The sequence below is a fragment of the Ensifer sp. MJa1 genome, assembly GCF_037026475.1.
Taxonomy (GTDB): Bacteria; Pseudomonadota; Alphaproteobacteria; order Rhizobiales; family Rhizobiaceae; genus Ensifer.
In genome coordinates, this window is record NZ_JAKUMO010000010.1 from 110,407 (window position 1) to 128,672 (window position 18,266).

At 62.3% G+C, this 18,266-nt stretch carries 16 protein-coding genes; 5 read left to right on the forward strand and 11 right to left on the reverse strand.

Annotated elements, in window-relative coordinates; genetic code table 11:
• Nucleotides 1-230: 230 nt before the first annotated feature.
• Both MKZ91_RS15615 and chpT read right to left on the reverse strand, forming a co-directional pair.
• A complete protein-coding gene (locus MKZ91_RS15615; protein WP_336171902.1) occupies nucleotides 231-593 on the reverse strand; it encodes a response regulator in 363 nt (120 codons plus the stop codon).
• A 253-nt stretch (nucleotides 594-846) separates the two neighbouring features.
• Nucleotides 847-1,497 (reverse strand): histidine phosphotransferase ChpT, encoded by a 651-nt coding sequence (gene chpT, locus MKZ91_RS15620; protein ID WP_336171903.1) that lies wholly within the window; start codon nucleotides 1,495-1,497, stop codon nucleotides 847-849.
• A 275-nt stretch (nucleotides 1,498-1,772) separates the two neighbouring features.
• Between chpT and MKZ91_RS15625 the strand changes: the two genes are divergently transcribed.
• Nucleotides 1,773-2,363: a DUF1134 domain-containing protein gene (locus tag MKZ91_RS15625; RefSeq protein ID WP_336171904.1), complete on the forward strand. Its 591-nt coding sequence runs from the start codon at nucleotides 1,773-1,775 to the stop codon at nucleotides 2,361-2,363.
• Nucleotides 2,364-2,622: 259 nt separating this feature from the next.
• Nucleotides 2,623-3,801: a hypothetical protein gene (locus tag MKZ91_RS15630; protein WP_336171905.1), complete on the forward strand. Its 1,179-nt coding sequence runs from the start codon at nucleotides 2,623-2,625 to the stop codon at nucleotides 3,799-3,801.
• Between the two features lie 92 nt (nucleotides 3,802-3,893).
• On the opposite strand, the gene MKZ91_RS15635 is transcribed toward MKZ91_RS15630, so the two are convergent.
• Together MKZ91_RS15635 and MKZ91_RS15640 are read right to left on the reverse strand one after the other, a co-directional pair.
• Complete coding sequence (locus tag MKZ91_RS15635; protein ID WP_336171906.1) at nucleotides 3,894-4,730, reverse strand: TrmH family RNA methyltransferase; 837 nt, start codon at nucleotides 4,728-4,730, stop codon at nucleotides 3,894-3,896.
• A gap of 4 nt (nucleotides 4,731-4,734) precedes the next feature.
• Entirely contained in the window at nucleotides 4,735-5,118 is a 384-nt protein-coding gene (locus MKZ91_RS15640) for a hypothetical protein (protein ID WP_336171907.1), read from the reverse strand.
• Between the two features lie 29 nt (nucleotides 5,119-5,147).
• Between MKZ91_RS15640 and MKZ91_RS15645 the strand changes: the two genes are divergently transcribed.
• Together MKZ91_RS15645 and rpoH are read left to right on the forward strand one after the other, a co-directional pair.
• Nucleotides 5,148-6,176 (forward strand): RluA family pseudouridine synthase, encoded by a 1,029-nt coding sequence (locus MKZ91_RS15645; RefSeq protein ID WP_336171908.1) that lies wholly within the window; start codon nucleotides 5,148-5,150, stop codon nucleotides 6,174-6,176.
• Between the two features lie 214 nt (nucleotides 6,177-6,390).
• Complete coding sequence (gene rpoH, locus MKZ91_RS15650; protein ID WP_336171909.1) at nucleotides 6,391-7,296, forward strand: RNA polymerase sigma factor RpoH; 906 nt, start codon at nucleotides 6,391-6,393, stop codon at nucleotides 7,294-7,296.
• 98 nt (nucleotides 7,297-7,394) lie between these two features.
• On the opposite strand, the gene MKZ91_RS15655 is transcribed toward rpoH, so the two are convergent.
• A complete protein-coding gene (locus MKZ91_RS15655) occupies nucleotides 7,395-9,758 on the reverse strand; it encodes a hypothetical protein (RefSeq protein WP_336171910.1) in 2,364 nt (787 codons plus the stop codon).
• 63 nt (nucleotides 9,759-9,821) lie between these two features.
• Complete coding sequence (locus tag MKZ91_RS15660; RefSeq protein ID WP_336171911.1) at nucleotides 9,822-11,120, reverse strand: adenylosuccinate synthase; 1,299 nt, start codon at nucleotides 11,118-11,120, stop codon at nucleotides 9,822-9,824.
• Between the two features lie 204 nt (nucleotides 11,121-11,324).
• On the opposite strand from MKZ91_RS15660, the gene MKZ91_RS15665 reads away from it, so the two are divergent.
• Nucleotides 11,325-12,209, forward strand: a complete 885-nt coding sequence (locus MKZ91_RS15665) for a DMT family transporter (RefSeq protein ID WP_336171912.1) — start codon at nucleotides 11,325-11,327, stop codon at nucleotides 12,207-12,209.
• A gap of 19 nt (nucleotides 12,210-12,228) precedes the next feature.
• Here the strand turns inward: MKZ91_RS15665 and MKZ91_RS15670 are convergent, their stop codons facing one another.
• The 5 genes from MKZ91_RS15670 to MKZ91_RS15690 all read right to left on the reverse strand — a co-directional run bounded on the left by MKZ91_RS15670 (nucleotide 12,229) and on the right by MKZ91_RS15690 (nucleotide 17,857).
• The gene (locus MKZ91_RS15670; protein WP_336171913.1) at nucleotides 12,229-12,735 is read right to left on the reverse strand and encodes a GNAT family N-acetyltransferase; all 507 of its coding nucleotides are present in this window, start codon (nucleotides 12,733-12,735) and stop codon (nucleotides 12,229-12,231) included.
• Between the two features lie 107 nt (nucleotides 12,736-12,842).
• Entirely contained in the window at nucleotides 12,843-14,438 is a 1,596-nt protein-coding gene (gene serA, locus MKZ91_RS15675; protein WP_336171914.1) for a phosphoglycerate dehydrogenase, read from the reverse strand.
• A 136-nt stretch (nucleotides 14,439-14,574) separates the two neighbouring features.
• A complete protein-coding gene (locus MKZ91_RS15680; RefSeq protein ID WP_336171915.1) occupies nucleotides 14,575-15,753 on the reverse strand; it encodes a phosphoserine transaminase in 1,179 nt (392 codons plus the stop codon).
• A gap of 255 nt (nucleotides 15,754-16,008) precedes the next feature.
• A complete protein-coding gene (locus MKZ91_RS15685) occupies nucleotides 16,009-16,842 on the reverse strand; it encodes an outer membrane protein (protein WP_442892290.1) in 834 nt (277 codons plus the stop codon).
• Between the two features lie 181 nt (nucleotides 16,843-17,023).
• Nucleotides 17,024-17,857: an outer membrane protein gene (locus MKZ91_RS15690; protein WP_336171916.1), complete on the reverse strand. Its 834-nt coding sequence runs from the start codon at nucleotides 17,855-17,857 to the stop codon at nucleotides 17,024-17,026.
• Between the last annotated feature and the right edge of the window lie 409 nt (nucleotides 17,858-18,266).

Below are 18,266 nucleotides of genomic sequence, written 5' to 3' on the forward strand. Positions count from 1 at the left end.
CCCGCATGATGCGGGCCTGTTGTTCAAGAAACCCGCCCTTCAAGGCGGGTTTTATTTTGCCTGCAGGAACCGCTGTCCTGTCACCGGTCCTGATCATTCTGCCCATCGGTCGGCGCCTGCCCCCTGACGCGACCGATCGCAAAGAATCCAGGGTTTCACGGGTCCCGGACGCAAAAAAGCCGCGGCGAAAGCCACGGCTTCATCTTGCTTGGGATTCCTTGACGCTACAGTCAAGCGGCCATCGACTGGCTTGCAAACACGCTGGTCAGGATCTTGCGGTCAAATGGCTTCAGCAGGAAGTCGTCGGCGCCAGCCCGCTTGCCGGCCATCATCTTCTTCAGGTCCGCCTCGACGACGCAGTAATAAATCCGGACCGACGTGCCGTTCGGCAGCCGGCGAATGTTGGCAATCAGCTCGAGTGCGCCCTCCAGGCCAGCATCGATGATCAGGATATTCGGCAGTTCGGCTTCGCAGCGCACCAGCGCCTCAAGGCTGCTCGGAGCTTCATAGACAAGAAAACCCATGCCGGACAGGATACGTTTTCCAACCTTCCTGACAACATCCGAACCATCGGCAATCATCAAGCGACGCATGTCCAACTCCCTTCGCAACTTACCTATACGCGTACCCGAACCCAAGAAACAACTCTATACAAATTTGGGAAAGATTTCGTTACGGAGTTTGCTTAACGATGCCTTTCGCGCACGAACCAACTGATTGAAAATATTTATTTTTCCATGCATCGCCAGGGAACACGAAAAAACCTGCGCCGGCGCACTCGTTGAGTGCGGCAGCGCAGATCTGGTAGGTTGCAGGCCGAAAAATCGAGGAAACGGCGCCTGCCGATTAAACCTCTGGCTGCATCCGTGCGGTGAAGACGATCTCCTCGCCTGTCGATGCAACGTCGATCGCCATGCCCGCTTCTTCGCCCAGAAGCACGGTGTAGTAGGGCTGGATCGAGTGCGCATCGACCGCTTCTTCGGGCGTGCCGGACAAGAGCTCCACGAGCCGCGGCGGCACACGCATCATCCGGCCCTTGGCGACCAGCGTGAAGACCGCGTCGAACTCCGGGTTCTCCAGCGTGACATCGATCGAGCCGCCACGCGGAATGGCGCCGTAAGCGATGAGAAACAGGTTCAGAAGCAGCTTGACCCGGTTCTTGGCGATGATCGCCCGCGGGCCATGCCAGTTGACCTCGGTCTTCTTTTCGGCCGCGGCAAAATCCTTCGCAGCCTTCTCCGCTTCTCCGGTGTCGATCGACGCACCGACCGAGCCAGAGGCACCGAAGGCAAGGCGCGCAAACTTCAGGCGGACGGATGCGTTAAGCGCGCTGGTGCGGATCAGATCCATCGCGTCGGCATCGGCGCCGCCCTCGTCGAGCAGTTCCAGGCCGTTATTGATGGCACCGACCGGCGAGATGATGTCGTGGCAAACCCGACTGCACAGAAGCGCGGCCAGATCGGGTCCCGTCAATGTCAGGTTCGGATTCGTTGCCATCGTGTTTCCTTGTTGGTTCCGCCGGCCCACCGCTTGGGGGCACGCGTCGTCACAGCGCCGGTAAAGCCTCATGCGAAAAGACGCAAGTCATGAGTTGCCCGGCGCAGCCGTTCTTCAGAGGATCATAATGACACCACATTTGGTAAACCGATTGTTAAGACCATCGGTTCAAATTGCACGGAAATGGTCCAGACCCGCGCTGGCCGCGCGGTGATCTGACTGCCGGCCAATGTAAACCCGCAAGCGAGCAAATTTCGCGCCTGACGGAGGTAACGATGTATCAGATCATGAAGGCGGCCGTGACGGCTGGCCGAGTTATCTTGGCTACGATGGTTCTTTTGGTCGGTGGCCTTGCCGCCGCCCATGCGCAATCCGCAAGCAACAGCCAGTACACGATGCAGGAAATCGTCGACGCCGGTCACGGTTTCTTCGGCGAGACGTCGGGCGGCCTTGCAAAGGTCGTCGAGCGCGCCTTCGAGCGCTATGGCCTGCCGAACGGGTACATTCTCGGCCAGGAAGGTTCCGGCGCCTTTATCGCCGGCCTGACCTATGGCGAGGGCGAACTCAACACCAAGAACGCCGGCCAGCACAGTGTCTTCTGGCAGGGCCCGTCCCTCGGCATCGACTGGGGTGGACAGGGCAGCCGCGCCATGATGCTCGTCTACAATCTGCCGAGCGTGCCTGCGCTTTACAAGCGGTTCGGCGGCGTTTCCGGTTCGGCCTATGTCGTCGCCGGCGTCGGCATGACGGTGTTGACGGACGAGCAGATCGTGGTCGTGCCGATCCGCACCGGCATCGGCGCCCGGCTCGGTGTCAATGTCGGCTATCTCAAGATGACTCAGAACCCGACCTGGAACCCGTTCTGACACGGTCGTCCTACTGCATGTTTCCTTTAGTCGTAGCCGAGTGAAGGATAAGAACATGCAGCAATTCAAAGTGCTACAGCGACCTTTGCGCGTCTGATAAGACGCGCGGCGCTGTAGTGGCGCAGGCAAAATACCGCGCCAAAGACTTGCAGCGCACGAAACGTCATGTTTAGTGCAAGGAAGCGGACACAGGACGCCTGGCGCGCCGACAGGCGCGGCAGGCGGTTCGGTTCCGATCCAGTTTTGAAACGGCCAGCTCGTGATCCAATTCGCGCTTCTCTTTGCTCTGGGCTTTCTGACGGCGATCATCATCGGTCTGCTGGTCGCGCCGGCGATCCAGCGCCGCATCGTACGTTTCGCCGAGGATCGATTGAAGGCGACAATGCCGCTTAGTCCTCAGGAAGTCCGCGCACAGAAGGACGCTGCTCGCGCGGCTTACGCGGCGGAAAACGCACGCACGATGCAGGCCCTGAAGCGCGAACGCGACAAGGGCGTGTCGCTGATGCTCACCAACGAAAAGAGCCTGCAGGAGGCTCGCCGCCTCAACGGGGAGAATGCTGACCTGCACGCTCAGCTTGCCGATATGAATGTCGAAGCAGCCGACATGCGTTCCGCAATCCGGCAGTTCGAGCAGCGCCTGGAGCGGATGAAGGCGACCCTCGACGGCGTCGAGCGCGACAATACCGGCAAATCCAACGAGATACAGCAGCGCGACGTCCAGCTTGCCCACCTGGGCTCAGACATCGACAACCTGAAGATCAATCTCGCGGCACGCGAAACCGAAGTTGAACATTTGAAGAGCCGGATCGCCACGTTGCGCGATGAGCGCGAGGCCCTGCGCGGCGAACTCAAGGCAGAGACAACCCATGCAAAGGAAATGGAACTCCGCCTGTCACGTGACGAGACCCGCCTGCACCGCCTGGAAGACAAGCTTGCACGCGAGATGGCAGCCAGCGCCGACCGCGAGAGCGCATTGGAACGGCGCGCAGGCGAAATCGAGCGGCTGAAGGCCAAGGTGAAGGACGCAAACCAGGAGATGCGCGACGCAGCCAAAGTGATGCGCGCGGCAGGTGTTGCCTTCCCTGTGCGCAAGGATCGCCGTCCTGCCCCCGAGCAGGCGACAAACGGAGCGGTCGTCCCGGCCGAACAGCCGGCGCCCGCAGCCAGGGAGACGCCCGCCTCCGGCACGGTTGCCGATGATCTGCGCAACCGCGCCACGGCTCTTTCCGAACGTCTCACCAATTCGAGAACCGACGCCCATGACGAAGCCCTGCGCGACGAGGTCGCGGAGATCGCTGCCGGCATGGTTGCGATGACGGCTGCGAATGAGGGGACGGCCTCGCCGATCCTCAATATCCTTGCCGGCGAGAACGAGGACGGCACGGCCAAGCGACGGAGCCTGGCGAAACGGGCGAAGGACATCCTGCCGCGCGAGTGAGTGGCCGTCACAAGGCGGGTGTCCGGGCTGCCTCCAGGGTCCGAAGTTCTGCTGTTTGGTGTTTGCTTGTCTACGGTCCAGGATGGGCCGGCTCAGATCCGACCGTTGATCAACGCCACCTGATGCAACGCAATCCCGGCCGCCGTCGACACGTTGAGGCTATCGAGCCCCGGCCGCTGCCGGATGCGAGCGGTGCGGATCGACGTCATGACCGATTGTGGCAACCCCTCGCCTTCGGTTCCCATGAGCAACGCCGTGCGCGGAGCCGGCGGTATCGCTCCGATATCGATCGCTCCGGCTGGCGAGAGCCCCCAGATGGCAAATCCGGCCGACTGCAAGCGTTCAAGCAGGTCTGACACGGACCCTTCCCGGGCAAACGGCACTGTCAGCACCGCGCCGACAGAGACACGGATCGACTTTCTATACAACGGGTCGCAACTGGTCTCGTCCATCAGCACCGCGTCGACGCCGAAGGCGGCAGCATTGCGAAAGAGCGAGCCCATGTTGTCGTGGTTGGAGATGCCGCAGGCCGCCAGCACAAGGCTCGAGGCCGGCAATGACGCGATCAAGGCATCCCGCCCGGTGTCGCCGTCACGGCGCCCGAGCGCCAGCACGCCGCGATGCATGTTGAAGCCGGCGATCGCGTCGAACACTTGGGCATTCGCCACATAGACCGGCACGGTCGGGGGAAAGCGGGAAAGGATGTCCTGGACGCCGGCAAGCCTGTTTTCGAGCAGCAGGATCGCCTCGGCCACAAAGCCGCGACCGGCTTCGTGCGCTGCGGCAAGCATGCGCAGCACCACGGTGCCTTCAGCGATGAAGCGCCCCTGCCGTCCCGTCAGGTCGCGCTCCTTGATCGAGACGAGGCCAGCGATCCGGGGATCGGCGGGATCGTCGATGCGCGACAGGGGCGGATCGGCACTTGGCATGCCGTCAGTTCGTCCTGACGGTGATGTCGGCGACGATGCGGCCGGCGGCGATGTCGAAGATGATCGCGCGTGGCTCTGCACCCGGCAGATTGCCATAGAAAAGCACCTGGGAGCCGGAGAGCGCAACGTTGGTCACCGTGAAGCCGGCCGGCAAGGCGGCAACGGCGTTGACCGGCGCCTCGCTCGGCACGACGGCGGTCGCGGCTTGAATCGGCGCTTTCGCGTCGTTGCGTGTCAGCTTGTAGACAATCGTTCCAAGGACGGCCATAAGCATGACCAACATGACGCCGGCCGAAACGAGTTGCAGTTTGACCATCTTGCGCCGGACGTTCTCCATCGCCGGATCTAGCGGCTTGTCTTCCTGGTCATCGGGCTCGATTGCGGTCATGGTTGGCCTTTTTTCGGATTTGTAACGGAATGAACGACCCCTTTAAACAAGCGCCGGCGAATAGGAAAGTCCTGACAGCGGGCGAGGATGCCGCAGGGCGGCTCGATTCGTTCCTGACCGACGCCCTTTCCGGCGAATTCTCCCGCAACCGGATCAAGAGCCTGATCGAACAGGGCGCCGTGTCAATCAACGGCAAGCCGGTGACGGAGGCGAAGAAGAAGGTCCATCCCGGCGATCTCTTCGAGATCGACCTGCCCGAACCGGAAGACCCGGAGCCCAAGGGCGAGAACATTCCGCTCGACGTGCTCTATGAAGACGACGACCTGATCGTGCTCTGCAAGCCCGCCGGCCTGGTCGTCCATCCCGGTGCCGGCAACTGGACCGGCACGCTGGTCAATGCGCTCATCCACCATTGCGGCAGCAGCCTGTCGGGCATCGGCGGCGTCAAGCGTCCGGGTATCGTCCACCGTCTCGACAAGGAGACCAGCGGCGTCATGGTCGTTGCCAAGAACGACGCAGCGCATCGCCACCTGTCGGATCAGTTTGCCGACCATGGCCGCACGGGCCCGCTCGAGCGTGCGTACCGGGCCGTGGTCTGGGGGCGCCCGCGGCAATTGAAGGGAACGATCGACGCGCCGCTCGGACGGGCGGGTGACCGGACGAAGCGCGCGGTCAAGCGCGAGGACAGCGACGATGCCCGCGAAGCGATCACCCATTACGAGGTGGTCGAACGCTATCACGAGAAGCCCGACGGCACGTGCCTCGCCGCAATGGTCGAATGCCATCTGGAAACCGGGCGGACGCATCAGATCCGCGTGCACATGGCCCATATCGGCCACCCGCTGATCGGCGACCCGGAATATGGCGCGGCGTTCCGGACCAAGGCAAACCTTCTTCCCGAGGCGGCCAAGGCCATCGTAAACCGCTTCCATCGTCAGGCCCTGCATGCCTTCATGCTGCAGTTCGAACATCCGTCGACCGGCGAGACCATGCATTTCGAAGCGCCTGTCCCGGTCGACATGCAGGAACTGGTCGAAGCCTTGCGCGGCGCAGAATGACAACCGCCCCTTGAAATTGCGCGCAACGATTCCGATCTTAGCTAAGCCTCAGTTCGTGACATTTCTGTCCTTCCGGCGTCACAGTTTAGTGAAACCGGACTCCTTGAATCATGCTTTCGCCGTACTTATTTTCTAGCCTCGTGGGGTCTTGACGAAGACCCACATGCCCGGCTTGCCGACCGGAGGCCGGAGACGACAAAGGGGGGTGCTTCATATGGCCCGAAACAATTTGCCGACCATTGCCGCTGGAGAAGGCGGCCTCAATCGTTATCTCGACGAAATCCGTAAGTTTCCGATGCTCGAGCCGCAGGAAGAGTACATGCTCGCCAAGCGGTACCAGGAGCATGACGACCGCAGTGCGGCGCACAAGCTGGTGACCAGCCACCTTCGCCTCGTTGCCAAGATCGCGATGGGTTATCGCGGCTACGGCCTGCCGATCGGCGAAGTCGTATCCGAAGGCAATGTCGGCCTGATGCAGGCCGTCAAGAAGTTCGAACCCGATCGCGGCTTCCGCCTCGCCACCTACGCGATGTGGTGGATCAAGGCGGCGATCCAGGAATACATCCTGCGCTCCTGGTCGCTGGTGAAGATGGGCACGACCGCCAACCAGAAGCGGCTGTTCTTCAACCTGCGACGGCTCAAGGGCAAGATCCAGGCGCTCGACGAGGGCGACCTGAAGCCTGAACAAGTCACGGAAATCGCCACCACGCTCAAGGTGAGCGAGGACGAAGTCATCTCGATGAACCGCCGCCTGTCCGGCGACGCCTCGCTCAACGCCCCGATCAAGGCAAGCGAGGGCGATTCAGGCCAATGGCAGGACTGGCTCGTCGACGATCACGACAACCAGGAAGAAATCCTGATCGAACAGGACGAACTGGAAAATCGCAGGGCGTTGCTTGCCAATGCCATGAAGGTGCTCAACGATCGTGAACGCCGCATCTTCGAGGCGCGGCGCCTGACCGAAGAGCCATTGACGCTCGAGGATCTGTCGGCCGAATTCGACATCAGCCGCGAGCGCGTCCGCCAGATCGAAGTCCGCGCCTTTGAAAAGGTCCAGGACGCCGTGCGCAAGGCAGCACTCGAGCGTGCCAGCGCGTTGCGGGTCGTCGAAGGCGCGTAGCCTTCGGCGAACCGGCATCTCGAAAAGACAAGACACAAAAAAGAAAACCCGGCGGAGCGATCCGCCGGGTTTTCTGTTTCAGCTCTGTTTCCGGCCACTTACTGGCTGTTGGTCGCCGCCGAGGTTCCCGCGGCTGCCCAGGCACGCATCACCTGATTGAAGGCGTCGGTCCCGGTCTGCCCCTTCTCGAGCGTCAGCAGTGCGCGGCGCCCATTGCGGTAGGTCAGCGGAATGTCGATCCAGCTGCGGCTGCGCAGCAGCTCGGTATTGTTGCCGATCGCATCCTTCGAGTCGTTCAGCGCGATCATGTGGAAGTCGTCGGTGATCTTGGCCGGGACGGCGATCAGCGCGTCGCCACGATCCTGCTCGTTCCGCTTCATCGACACGCGCTGGACGCTGTCGATCGCGCCGCCTTCGAAGTTTTGCGGCAGCGAGAACACGAACTCGATGACGTGGCTTGCCGGCAGCGAGCCGTCGGCATTGCGCTTGATCGTCATCAGTGCCGTCAGGCCGCGGTCCGGAACGGTGATCTGCGCCTGGATCGCCGGCTCGGGCTTGGCGTCGCCGCCAGGGGATTCTTCCTTCACCGACCATGCGACGGTACCGGGAACGGCCGTCGGCGACGACTGGCCGAGACGTTCCTCATACAGGAACATCTTCTCGCCGCTGGCGATCGCAATCTCAGGCACGGCCGGCTGGGCGCCCGCCGGCTGTCCGGTGGCTGACGTCCCGGCTGTTCCAGCGGCGCCCGTCTGGCCAGCTGCCGTATCCAGCGGCTTGCTCGCCTCTGTCTGCGGCGCCACTGACTTGCCTTCCTGCGCGGCACTCTCGCCGTTTACCGTGGAGGGACCTGCGTCCACTTCGGATCCGTCGGCATTGAGCCGCTGGGTGAATTTCGTCGAGCTGTTGTCCGGAGCGGCCGTATCGTCATGCCCGGCCGGCTCGTCCTTTGCCGTCTCTCCCCCGGACTGGGCCGGAGGCGGTGTCTGTTCCGCCGGATCTCCGCCGATGTTGGAAACGGCTGAGGTGATCGATGCGACGACGCCAGAAATCCAGGCATTGCCGGCTTCCCGGTTCTGCCAGTAGGCAAACCCGCCTCCGCCGACAACCAGCAGTGCTGCGGCGGCGATCGCGAGACGCTTGATGCTGAACCGCGGCGGCTTCGGCGTGGCCCGGTAGGACGCCGGTCGCGGCGCGGCCTGAGCCCCACCCTCGACAGTCCGCTCCGATTCGCGAAGCTCGTTCGGCGCTGCGGCACCTGCCGCTGCAGTGGCTGCGGCTTCAAAGCCGAGCAGATCGTCAATGTGGTCCCAGGCGGTGCCGGCGCGTTCCTGCTCGCTCTTGGCAGCGGCCGTTGTGACACTCTGCGTGGTCTTCTCGACAGGCCATGCCCAGTCAGAGATCTCCGGATCTGCAGCCTTCTCGCTACGCCGCTCGTCGGCCGGCGCGAAGGGATCATGGTCGTCGAACGACCAACCGCGCGCCGGATCGGCGGCCTGGGGTGCCGCTTCGGACGCCTTGGGCGCTTCCGGCAGCAATTCCTCGACCGGGTGCATGCCGAGAAGCTCGGGCTGGTGGTGCGGTGCCGACTGCTCTTCGCTCGGCGCCAGGCTGGCAGCGACTGGAGCCGCGGCGGGCGTCACGGTCTCCCATTCCGGCAGGTCCCATTCGGAGGCAGCCGGCTTGTGGTCGACGCTCGCCGCCGGTGTCACATCCCATTCGGCTTCGTCGACCTGTCGGCTCTCCGCTTCGACAGACGGCGCAACGGCGTCCGCGTCATGCGTCTCGGCAAGGACCGGCTGCTCATATTGCGGGTAGTCCGCAGCCTCACCGTAGGCCTCGGGCTGCGGTCCTTCCACGGTCGGAACGCTCACCTCTTCAGCGGGCGCTTCTTCGACTGGCGTTTCGACAGCTTCGGCATGGTCGGCGCCTGGCTGATCTTCGGCCGCAACGACTTGCTCCGCCGGGGCCTCGTGCTCGGCTGTCGGCTCGTAGGCGACCTGTTCGGCCGGGTGCTCGAAAGGGGCCTCAATCGCCTCCTCGGCAGAATGTGCCGGTTCGCTGGCCTCGGCAACGACCTCGGCCGCAGCCGGCTCTTCGGCGACGGCGACCGTTTCGCTCGCCCCTACCGGCTCGTCCTGTGCTTCAGGCTGCGATTCGGCCTCGGCGACAGCTTCTGCTGCCGGCGCCTCGGCGGTGACAATTTCGACCGCGTCTTCCTGGGGTGCCGGCTCGTCGAGCGCCGGCAAGGCCTCGGCGTATTCGCTATCGACCTCGGTGATCGCGTTTTCGAGTTTCGCCAACTGGCGATTGATCATGTCGTCCGACGGACGCGGGTTCATGTTTTCGAGCTGGCGCCGCACGGCAGCGCGCGCCTTCTCGTAGACCCTATCCCGCATTTCAGGTGTGTTTTCCGACAGGCCGTCAACGGTCCTGCGAATAACTGCAACAAAATCCGCCATTAGTACTTTCTCATACGCCCAGGTATGTCTTTGCGATCACGACGCAATGTCAGTTCGCCGACACTAGTCCTCAAAGGGGTCCGTCACAAGTATTGTGTCGTCCCGCTCGGGGCTTGTCGAAAGAAGAGCCACCGGTGCGCCGATCAGTTCTTCCACCTGGCGAACATACTTGATCGTTTGCGCCGGAAGATCTGCCCAGCTGCGTGCGCCGACCGTCGATTCCTTCCAGCCTTCGAGTGTAATATAGACTGGCTTGGCCGAAGCTTGCTGCGCCTGGCTTGCCGGCAGATGGTCGATCTGTTGCCCGTCCAGAGTATAACCGACGCAGATCTTCAGTTCATCGAGGCCATCAAGCACGTCAAGCTTGGTAAGCGCGATGCCGGTGATGCCGTTGGCAGCGACCGACTGGCGCACGAGTGCGGCGTCGAACCAGCCGCAACGACGCTTGCGGCCCGTAACCGTGCCGAACTCGTGACCCTTTTCGCCGAGGAACTGACCGATTTCATCGGTGAGCTCGGTCGGGAACGGACCTTCGCCGACGCGCGTCGTGTAGGCCTTGGTGATGCCGAGGATATAGCCGAGCGAGCCCGGGCCCATGCCCGAACCGGCAGCAGCCTGACCGGCAACGGTGTTCGACGAGGTGACGAACGGATAGGTGCCGTGGTCGATGTCGAGCAGCGTGCCCTGTGCGCCTTCGAACAGGATGCGTGCGCCCTTGCGGCGCGCCTTGTCGAGCAGCACCCAGATGGTTTCCATGAACGGCAGCACCTTGTCGGCGACCGAGGAAAGCTCCTGCATGATCGCGTCATGGCTGATCTCGGCCTCGCCGAGACCGCGGCGCAGCGCGTTGTGGTGGGTCAGCAGGCGGTCGACCTTGGCCGGCAGGGTGTCGAGGTCGGCAAGATCCATCACGCGGATCGCGCGGCGGCCGACCTTGTCTTCATAGGCCGGGCCGATGCCGCGGCGGGTGGTGCCGATCTTGGTACCGCTGTTGGAGGCGGCGTCCTCGCGGATGCCGTCAAGCTCGCGGTGCAGCGACAGGATCAGCGTGGCGTTGTCGGCGATGCGCAGATTGTCCGGGGTGATTGCCACGCCCTGCTTGCCGAGCTTGTCGATTTCGGCGACCAGCGCATGCGGATCGATAACGACACCGTTGCCGATGACGGCGAGCTTGCCCGGGCGTACGACGCCGGAAGGCAGAAGCGACAGCTTGTAGCTGACGCCGTCGATCACCAGGGTATGGCCGGCATTGTGACCGCCCTGAAACCGCACGACGATATCCGCGCGTTCCGAGAGCCAATCCACAATCTTGCCTTTGCCTTCGTCACCCCATTGGGAGCCGACCACTACGACATTCGTCATAATTCTCTTCCTGTTCAGGCGCGCAACCGAGGCTGCGCTGTTCTCAAACCCGCGCATCTATACTGTGTTGTCTTCGGGAAAGCGACCCCGTTGTGACCGGCGTTTCGCCCTTTTTGCATGACAAGGCCGGGATTTAGCGCCTATATCTTCGCCTCTCCCGCCATCGCGGCAAAGGTCGCCCATCTCCGCACAGGTCTAAGCATCGTGAATTCCAGGGCCTATTTCTATCTCTGCATCACCGCCCTGTTCTGGGGCGGCAATTCCGTCGCCGGCAAGATGGCGGTCGGGCACGTCAGCCCGATGATGCTGACGACCCTGCGCTGGGTCTTCGCCCTCGTCGTCATCCTGGCGCTGATGACACCGCAGATCCGCCGCGACTGGGACAAGATCCGCCAGCACTGGCTGCAACTGCTTGCCTATGGCGCGATCGGTTTTACGACGTTCAACGCCCTGCTTTACTCGGCCCTGAAGTATACGAGCGCAATCAATGCCGTCATTCTTCAGGCCGGCATCCCGATGCTGATCTTCCTGTTCAACTTCGCCCTGTTTCGCACCAGGGCCTCGATTGCGCAGGTAGTCGGCTTTACCGTCACGCTGGTCGGCGTGCTGGTGACCGCCGCACACGGCGACATCACGAGCCTCCTGTCGCTCGAATTCAATTTCGGCGATGCGCTGATGATCGCCGCCTGCGTCGTCTATGCCGGCTATACGGTGGCGCTACGCTACAAGCCGACAATGCACTGGCAGAGCTTCATTGCCGCACCCGCCTTCGGCGCCCTCCTCAGCGCCATCCCGCTCCTGTTCTGGGAAATCGGAACCGGCACCGCGATCGTGCCGGATACGACCGGCTGGATCATCGTTCTCTATGCCGCGATCTTCCCATCACTGATGTCGCAGGTGCTTTACGTGCGCGGGGTTGAGATGATCGGCGCCAACCGCGCCGGCTTGTTCATCAACGCGATCCCCGTTTTTGGCACCCTGCTTTCGGTGGTGTTGATCGGCGAGACGTTCCACCTCTTCCACTTGGTCGCACTGATGCTGGTGCTCGGCGGCATTGCGATTGCCGAGAAGGGACGCCCGAAGAACTAAGCCGCGGATCTCCGGAAAATCAGCACAGGGCGTGGCGCATATAGACGGCGTCCTCGCCATAGCTTGCAAGCTTCTGCGCCAGCCGCGCATTCATGTGCACGGAAAAGCCCTGCCGGGCCCAGAAGCCCTGGGAACCGTTGACGGACACGAGCGACATGGAGCGAAAGCCTTCGCGCCGCGCAATCTCTGCAAGCCTCGGCACGATGTTGCCGCCTGCACCCGATCCGCGCGTTTCCGGCATGAGGGCAAGGTCGTGGATGTACCAGGTGTCGGCAACCGCCGGCAGCGCGCCGAGCTTGGTATTCAAAGCCGGCGGCGAACCTTCGAGCCAGGGGTGGCTCAGCACATAGCCCTGCGCCGCTTCGTCCACTTCCAACATGAAGCAGCCGGCCGGACTCAGTTCCAAGCGGTCCGCCAGCACCGCATCGTCTTCGGGAAACGCCTGGTGCACCGCGAGCTGGATTTCGGAAACCGACGCGAGGTCGGGGAGGCTGGCTCTGCGCCAATAAAATGCTTGTCCTGTCATTCTCTTCAAACCGAAGGAACGCACCGGCTGCCGCCGGTGCGTTCCCCTATTCCTCAAACTTCAACGCGGGGATCGCAGCCGTGTCGACCGCGCTCCCCGGCCGGAGATCAATCGACGTTGAAGACCAGCGGCTTTGCCTGGCGAATGGCCTTGTTGGCCCGCAGCTTGTCAAGCACGACCTCGGACACGGCCCCATCGACATAGAGCAGCGCGATCGCGTCGCCGCCTTCCTTCTCGCGGCCGAGCTGGAAGTTGGCAATGTTGACGCCGGCGTCGCCGAGCGTCATACCGATGAAGCCGATCATGCCGGGAACGTCGGTGTTGGTAATGTAGACCATGTGGTTGCCGACATCCGCATCGAGGTTGATGCCCTTGATCTGGATGAAGCGCGGCTTGCCATCCGAAAACACCGTGCCGGCGACCGAACGGGTCTGGTTGGCAGTCTTCACCGTCAGCTTGATGTAACCGTCGAAGACACCGGTCTTGTCGCGCTTGACCTCGGACAGGATGATGCCCTTTTCCTTGATCATGACCGGCGCCGAAACCATGTTGACGTCGGCGACCTGCGGCCGGATCAGGCCCGCAAGCACGGCGCTGGTCAGCGCCTTGGTGTTCATGCCGGCGGTCGAGCCGTCATAGAGGATCTCGATTTCCTTGATCGCGCTTTCGGTCACCTGGCCGACGAAGGCACCAAGCACGTCGGCGAGCCGGATGAACGGCTTCAGGATCGGCGCTTCCTCAGCGGTGATCGACGGCATGTTGATGGCGTTGGAGACGGCGCCCTTGACCAGGTAGTCCGACATCTGTTCGGCGACCTGCAGCGCGACATTTTCCTGGGCTTCCGTGGTCGAGGCACCGAGATGCGGCGTGCAGACGACGTTCGGCAGGCCGAAGAGCGGGCTTTCTGTCGCGGGCTCGACCTCGAAAACGTCGAAGCCGGCGCCGGCGACATGGCCCGACTTGATCGCTTCGGCAAGCGCCTTCTCGTCGACGAGACCGCCGCGAGCGCAGTTGACGATGCGCACGCCCGGCTTGGTCTTGGCGAGCGCGTCGGCGCTCAGGATATTGCGCGTCTTGTCGGTCAGCGGCACGTGCAGGGTGATGAAGTCGGCCTGGGCAAGCAGTTCGTCGAGTTCAACCTTGGTGACGCCCATTTCCTCGGCGCGCTCCTTGGAGAGGAACGGGTCATAGGCAAGCACATGCATCTTGAGGCCGATGGCGCGCGAGCAGACGATCGAGCCGATGTTGCCGGCACCGATGACGCCGAGCGTCTTGCCGGTGATTTCGACACCCATGAAGCGGGACTTTTCCCACTTGCCGGCCTGTGTCGAGGTGTCGGCAGCCGGAAGCTGGCGGGCGACGGCAAAGAGCAACGCGATTGCGTGTTCGGCGGTCGTGATCGAGTTGCCGAAGGGCGTGTTCATCACGATGATACCGCGGCGCGAGGCAGCCGGGATGTCGACGTTGTCGACACCGATGCCGGCGCGGCCGATGACCTTGAGGTTGGTCGCAGCGGCAATCAGCTTCTCGGTCGCCTTGGTGGCCGAGCGGATCGCCAGACCATCATAGTTGCCGATGATCTCGGCGAGCTTGTCCTTGTCCTTGCCGAGCTTCGGCTGGAAATCGACTTCGACGCCCCGATCGCGGAAGATCTGGACGGCGGTTTCCGACAGTTCGTCGGATACGAGAACGCGAGGTGCCATGAAAGGCCTCCTTCTGAAAGATCAGGTCTGAATGGAAATGCGGTATCGGGCTCCGCTCCCGATGGGAGCGAAGCGGATCACTCAAGTCAGTGTGAGATGCGGGCGAAGTTCATTGTTCCTCACCCCGCGCTCTTGATCAGGCCGCAGCCTGCGTCAGCGTTGCCTTCTGGGTCTCGAAAGCCCAGGTGAGCCACGGCATCAGCGCCTTCATGTCAGCGGTCTCGATGGTGGCGCCGGCCCAGATGCGAAGGCCCGATGGAGCATCGCGATAGTGGCCGATGTCGAAGGCGACGCCTGCCTTTTCGAGAAGGGCGACGACACCCTTGGCAAAGGCGGCCTGTCCGTCGGCGTCAAGCGCCAGGACGTCCTTGTCGACGATCTTCAGGCAGACCGAGGTATTGGAACGGGTCTCGTCCTTGACGGCGAGGTTGGCGATCCAGTCATTGGCGGCGACGAAGTCGAAGATGGCTTCAGCATTGGCGTCGGCGCGGGCAATGAGACCCTTGAGCCCGCCGACCTTCTCGGCCCAGACGAGCGCATCGATATAGTCCTCGACGCAGAGCATCGACGGCGTGTTGATCGTTTCGCCGGTGAAGATGCCCTCGATCAGCTTGCCGCCCGAGGTCATGCGGAAGATCTTCGGCAGTGGCCAGGCCGGAACGTAGGTCAGGAGGCGTTCGACGGCACGCGGCGACAGGATGATGACGCCATGGGCGCCCTCGCCGCCGAGAACCTTCTGCCAGGAGAAGGTGACGACATCGAGCTTGGCGAAGTCGAGGTTCTGCGCAAAAGCGGCAGAGGTTGCGTCGCAGATCGTCAGGCCCTTGCGGTCGGCCGGGATGAAATCGGCGTTCGGCACGCGCACGCCCGAGGTCGTGCCGTTCCAGGTGAAGACCACGTCACGATCGAAATCGATCTTGGAAAGGTCGGGAAGTTCGCCGTAGCCGGCCTCCAGCTTGCGAACGTCGGGGAGCTTCAACTGCTTGACCACGTCAGTCACCCAGCCGGCGCCAAAGCTTTCCCAGGCGACCATATCGACGCCGCGCTGTCCCAGCAGCGACCAGAGCGCCATTTCGACGGCGCCGGTATCGGAAGCGGGCACGATGCCGATGCGGTAATCGGCCGGCACTTCAAGAATGTCACGGGTAAGATCGATGGCCTGCTTCAGCTTCGTCTTGCCGATCTTGGCGCGGTGCGAACGACCGAGCGGAGCATCGGAGAGAGCGTCGAGCGACCAACCGGGGCGCTTCGAGCAAGGGCCAGAAGAAAAATGGGTGTTGTTCGGACGGAGGTCCGGCTGTGCAGGCTTTGCCATGTGCTATCCTTCCAGATAGATAGCCCTTCGTTGGGGAAGGGTGTCCCGCCGCCGGAGATATTGTGAGCGGGACCGGAAGTCAAGCGCTTTGTCGCAATCGCGAAAATTTATGGCGTCGCGGGCAAGATCTGAAAAGACGGGCGAGCGCCGGCGACCAATTGTTGCCGGCAGCCCGTTTGCGCCAGGCCGTGCACCAATACCGGTCCCGCAGCGGTCATAACCGGCTTCATTCCTGCCGATCGATGTTTGAAAGCGTTAGAAGGAGAAGCGCAAACCTGCGCGGATCTCGTGACGCGACAGCCCATCGTCAAAACCCTTATCGCCGGTAGCACCCGCCAGCGCCTCAGCGCCGAAGCCGAACATCTCGCCGTCGGCGATATGGGAATAGCGATAGCCGACATCGAGCTTCAGCTGGTCGCTGAGGTCATAGGAGACGCCGGCCATCAGCGCATAGGTGAAACGCCAACTGTCGCGGCCCTCGTAGGAGGTCGAGCTGGGCGCACCCGCGCAGGCACCACCGCCGGCGACGCAAGCGGCCGTTTCAACCGCGGTGTCCCAATTGAGGCTTGTTGTGCCGATGCCGCCGCCGACATAGGGCGTGAAACCGGCAAGCGTGCCGAAATCGACATAGGCATTCGCCATCAAACCCAGAGCGGAGTAGTCAGCCCCCGTCGAGAAGGCGCAAGACGTGCCCGCCCCCTGCCCCGCACAGGGATTGGCAGACGATGACGAGCCATTGACGCGGCCCTCGAAGTATTCGGCCGTCAGGTCGGCGCGAAACGTGTCGGTGAACTGGTAGCCCACGCCGAGCGAACCTGTGAACGGCTTGTCAAACCGGGCATTGTCGAAGGGTACGCTGCTATAGGTCAGCGTGCCCGCATCGAAGGTCCGGTAGGACGGATCGCCTTCGCCACGCCACGGCGCGTAGCCGATATCGCCGCGCAGGTAGATCGCGCCGGCGCCCGTCGCCTCTTTTTCGATGGTGATTTCCGGGGCATCGAGCAGATCTTCGTCGGCCGAAAGCGCCTCGCCACAGAGCATGAGGCTGGCACCAAAAGCGGCTCCGCAGAACCCGTTTCGCCAATCCATGCCCATGCCCTTTCGCTGCCATACGCGGAACGGCCATGCCGTCACCGCTTCGTTCAGCGTTAACTATTGGCAGCGACTGGTTAACCCGCAGTTAACCATGCCCGTTAGGAAACAGGTAAAGATTGGACGCAACGAAAAGGCCACCCGAAGGTGGCCTCTTGCATGGTCGCGTGGCGCTCGATCACTTGTAGACGATCGGCTCCGGCGGCGGTTCATAGGGAACTTCGCAGACGTTGCCGAAGGAGTAGCGCAGACCGGCGCGCGCCTCGTGGATGTAGAAGCCGTCGTCGAAGCCCGGGCCGCCACCATTGGCAAAGGCGAACATGTCGCCGTCATCCACCTGGCGGAAGCGATAGCCGATATCGGCCTTCAGGTTGCAGGTCAGGTCGATGGCAGTACCTGCCATCAGCGCGTAAGTGAAGCGCCAATCGTCCTCGCCGTCATGGTCGGTCGTCGGGTCACAGTTACCGGGATTGGCGATTTCGCAGCTGGTGTTGCGCAGTCCATCCCACTTCACATGCGTGGCCCCGATACCGGCACCGACGTAAGGGGTAAAGGCGCCGTAGGTGCCGATGTCGACATAGGCGTTGGCCATCACGCTCCAGGCAGAAACCGAGCTGACGTCACTCGACCGGCAGGGACCCGGAAAGCTGCCGCAGTTGCCCAAGGTCGAGCCGTTGAAGTCGCCGTTACCCCAGTAGTCGACCGTGACGTCGGCGCGCAGGTAGTTGTTGAACTGATAACCGACACCGCCGCCGATGACCCAGGAATCATCAATATCGGCGGTTTCGAATTCGGTGATCGTGCCGCCCGGCCCGCCCTGGTAGTAATTCGCGCCGCGCAGGTTGTTCCAAGCATAACCGACATCACCGCGCAGGTACCAGCCGCTGGTCTGGAGGACCTCGACGGGCTGCTCGACCACTGGTGCCTCGACAGGCGGTTGATAGACATCCGCAGCAAAAGCTGCCGTGCCGCTGAGCAAGATCGCAACAACGCCACTCAAAATTCTCTTCATGGCCCACTCCATACATTCCGTTGCTGGGTTCACCATGAAACAGGTGCCCAAAACCCCGATGTTGGTTATGGATAATGAGGAGCAAAGGTTAAGTTCCGATTAACTACAAACGTTTACCGTGATTATTAAGATCCGCCTCTATTCTTACGGTTGTCGCATCGCATTACTATCTGACCCGAAGTTTCATCAAGATGAAACCAAATAGATTGACTGCAGAAGGACCAAGATCTCGCCAAAAAACGAGTGGACCTCCATCCGGGTGTAGCGGCGCAGAAAGTAGATGTCGCGGCCTTGGCAGGGCACCTTTTCCCGCAATCGGCAAAAAAAGAGGCCGATGCGTCGCACCGGCCCTGGAGGGAACTCAATCGTTGTTTCGCACAATTCCGTCGTCCGGAACAGCATAAAGTCT